Here is a 1,235-nt window from a genome sequence, read left to right on the forward strand (position 1 = left end):
GTGCGCGGCAGCGGCATGGCAGTGACCGACTTCCGCGTCCGGATCCGCATCACGCGCTCTTCCAGCCCGAAGCGCGAGTCGTGGTAAATCAGCGACACCTGGCGGGCTGGGTCGGTCGTGGTCGTGTGCTCAGTCGTCCAGGCCGGCACCCAGAATTCTGCGTCCTCAAGGTAGAGCGCCAGCCAGCCATCCCAGTCCTGGCGATCGAGCAGCAGCCCCTCGCGGTACAGCAGCTCAGCGACGGCGGCAGATGCATCGTCGCTCATCGGCCCGGCCCCCCCTCGGCGCCCGACAGCAGCCGGCGCCACTCCCGGTAGCCCGCGTGGAAGCAGGTCTCGTCCCCAAAGGACAGCGAACCGCAGGCTACGTTCGTCGGCGCGACCCCGATCTCGGCCGCGAGCGCGGCGCCCCGCCCATCGGAGTATCCGAGGCCGCGCGCGTAGCCCCGGGGTCCAGCCGCCGGCATCGGCGCCGTAGCCGGACTGGCAGTACTCGTACATGACGTTGTCGTAGGAGGTGGCGAGCCCGGTCGGGTTGAAGAAGTCTTCGTAGTAGCGGATCCGCAGCCGACGTGCCTCAGCGTTCTCGCCGATGGGTGCGAGACAGTGCGACATCATCTCCGTCCGGTCCACCGCCAGCGGGGGTTCTGTTGCAAGTTTCGGCACCCACACCGACCGGGTACAATCGTCGGCATGGCAAAGCGGCGGTGAGCATCCTCGGTGAGGCCGGATCAGTCCTTCAAGGGGCGGCAGTTCACAGCCGAGGTGATCCTCTGGGCGGTCCGCTGGTACCTCATGTTCCCCATCAGCTACCGTGACGTCGAGCTGATGCTGCAGGACCGCGGCGTGAACGTGGACCACACGACGGTCTTCCGCTGGATCCAGGCCTATGCGCCCGAAATCGAGAAGCGGATCCGCCCGCATCTGCGGCCGAGCAACGGCTCGTGGCGGGTTGATGAGACCTATGTGAAAGTCAAGGGCCGTTGGACCTACCTGTACCGCGCGGTCGACAGCCGCGGCCAGACCATCGAGTTCCTGCTCTCGGCCAAGCGGGACGCCGAGGCTGCGAAGCGGTTCTTCCGCAAGGCGCTGGGTCAGCTGCACACGGTGAACCCGCGCACGATCACGGTGGACAAGAACCCGGCCTATCCGAGTGCGGTCGAGCAGCTGAAGGAGGATGGTGAGCTGTGGCGACGCTCGCGGGTAGCGTCCGCGGAGGTGGTGGAAAATCCGGCG

At 67.0% G+C, this 1,235-nt stretch carries 2 protein-coding genes; one reads left to right on the plus strand and one right to left on the minus strand.

Annotation, left to right across the window (positions count from 1 at the left end; translation table 11 throughout):
- Positions 1-266 (minus strand): aromatic-ring-hydroxylating dioxygenase subunit beta (locus tag Q7A36_RS39965; RefSeq protein ID WP_305109352.1); only part of this gene is annotated, 266 nt, incomplete at its 3' end.
- A gap of 453 nt (positions 267-719) precedes the next feature.
- Between Q7A36_RS39965 and Q7A36_RS39970 the strand changes: the two genes are divergently transcribed.
- Positions 720-1,235: IS6 family transposase (locus Q7A36_RS39970; protein ID WP_305109353.1), on the plus strand; the 516-nt coding region annotated here is incomplete at its 3' end.

Source organism: Paracraurococcus lichenis, assembly GCF_030657435.1.
GTDB lineage: Bacteria > Pseudomonadota > Alphaproteobacteria > Acetobacterales > Acetobacteraceae > Paracraurococcus > Paracraurococcus lichenis.